4 protein-coding genes are annotated in these 1,982 nt (G+C 37.0%); all 4 read left to right on the forward strand.

The features are described 5' to 3' along the window. Window positions 1-236 (forward strand): hypothetical protein (locus ACKWCC_RS19135; RefSeq protein ID WP_413997576.1); only part of this gene is annotated, 236 nt, incomplete at its 5' end. Between the two features lie 331 nt (window positions 237-567). Further along, on the forward strand, window positions 568-924 hold the full coding sequence (locus ACKWCC_RS19140) for a hypothetical protein (protein ID WP_413997577.1): 357 nt from the start codon (window positions 568-570) through the stop codon (window positions 922-924). Window positions 925-936: 12 nt separating this feature from the next. Then, the gene (locus ACKWCC_RS19145; protein WP_413997578.1) at window positions 937-1,320 is read left to right on the forward strand and encodes a hypothetical protein; all 384 of its coding nucleotides are present in this window, start codon (window positions 937-939) and stop codon (window positions 1,318-1,320) included. Between the two features lie 32 nt (window positions 1,321-1,352). Further along, window positions 1,353-1,736, forward strand: a complete 384-nt coding sequence (locus ACKWCC_RS19150) for a hypothetical protein (protein ID WP_413997579.1) — start codon at window positions 1,353-1,355, stop codon at window positions 1,734-1,736. Window positions 1,737-1,982 lie beyond the last annotated feature (246 nt).

The following is a 1,982-nucleotide window of genomic DNA, read 5'->3' on the forward strand; positions in this document are numbered from 1 at the left end:
TTAGCGACCCCAAAGGTATGAAGTTTTTGCGCCGCCCTCTCCGGAGATCTGGCCCTAGGACCAGATCTCCGGAGAGGGCTTTTTTCAACAGCAAGCTGTTGCGTTTATCAGTTGAATCCAAGGGCGAAGAAGCAAGACGTTTTTTAGAAAAGGAACTTATTCCAGAATTACTGGAACTTATAGAGTATGCTAAAAGGTCAAAGATGACATTAAACGAGTTTTTTAGAAACATATGATATACATAAAACATGAAATACTCAAAATTTGGACGGGCTACAGAACTAACGGAAATCGGAACATATCCCCAATGCAGCTTCGCTGACGGCTACAACCCTACAAGCGACGACGGACTATGGAATATAAAATCATTTGAATTTCCGGACTTCCTACCGAACATTGAACTGAAGCTCAGTAAAGAAGCGAAAGGGAGTTTAAATTACACTCCATAAAAAACAGAGTGGTTACCCTGTTTCCTGATCAGCCACCTAAAGATGTGGATATGGTTGAACAACTCAAAGACTTACTCAAAACTCACCCAGTACCTATTAGAAATAACCGAAATTTGTATTGGACGGCACTGGTGAATGCTCAAAGGTTGGTGGGCACCATCCTTTGTCCAAAATTGCTTTTTGTGGTGACGATTTTTATAATGCAAAGAAAGCATTCAGCATTTCTAGAGATGCGCTTGGAGGCCAAGCCATACACAACGCAATAACGGGTCATCAGATAAGTTTATACAAATCTTTTGCTAAGGAAGGAGAAAGATTGTCTTTGGAAAAGATGGCTAAAATTGAAATAGAGGCCATGGTCAGGGCAGGTATTCCAAAAGATGTTGCTACTGGCTGGGTCATAAAAGCGTTAGAGGATTTAAAAAAGCAAGGCGTAAAATATATCACTAATATTCCTTGGGGTGGTACCAATTAATTATAATATCATATGAAAAAAGAAGACTTGATTTTAGATTCTTTTGGAGAAAAAGTCATCTTGAACGCTTACGATGATAATCTAAAATATTTTAAAAACGTTTTGAAAGGAACAACCAAATGGGGAGTAGACAAAGAATATAGCGCTGTTTTTCAAAAATTAAATACGAAAGACCGGAAATTAATTTTAGATTTTTATAAAAAACAATGGGAAACGGCAATATTTAGTTTTCTTTCCATCTTTGAGGAAAACGAGCAATTCAGAATAATTTACCAAGAAAACGGGAAACAGGTGAATCTTGTTGAAATAAGTGAGATGCTAAAAGCCGAACCTTTGGGGGATCAGGGTTGGATCGCCCGTTTTAGCAAAGAAGTAAAAGATGATGAGATGATCTAAAATCATTGTTTACAAAAAGGCCAAGTCTTTACTTGGCCTTTTTTTATTTAAAAAATTTAGAAATAGTCATTGCTTGCCTTAACAAGGTAGGAGGCCACCATCCTTTGTCCAAAATTGCTTTTTGTGGTGACGATTTTTATAATGCAAAGAAAGCATTCAGCATTTCTAGAGATGCGCTTGGAGGCCAAGCCATACACAACGCAATAACGGGTCATCAGATAAGTTTATACAAATCTTTTGCCAAGGAAGGAGAAAGATTGACTTTGGCAAAGATGGCTGAAATAGAAATCGAAGCGATGGTCAGGGCAGGTATTCCAAAAGATATCGCTACTGGTTGGGTCATAAAAGCGTTAGAGGATTTAAAAAAGCAAGGAGTAAAATATATCACTAATATTCCTTGGAATGGCACTAATTAGATAACTATGAAAACAAATTTAGAGATACTTAACGAGTTTGGACAACTTGTTATTCAAGAGGTGTATGACAATCATCTTTCTTTTATAAAAAATAAAGTAGATGATTTAGTCCAAACAGATGGTTATGAAAGCTACCCTGTCTTCGTAGTATTCAAAACTAGGGATTTCCAATCATTGTTGTTGATGTTCATGTCGTGTTGAAATGTGGGTATCTCTTTTTTGAGATATCCATATTTCAATGCGAAG

Source organism: Maribacter aquimarinus (assembly GCF_047345505.1).
Lineage (GTDB): Bacteria > Bacteroidota > Bacteroidia > Flavobacteriales > Flavobacteriaceae > Maribacter.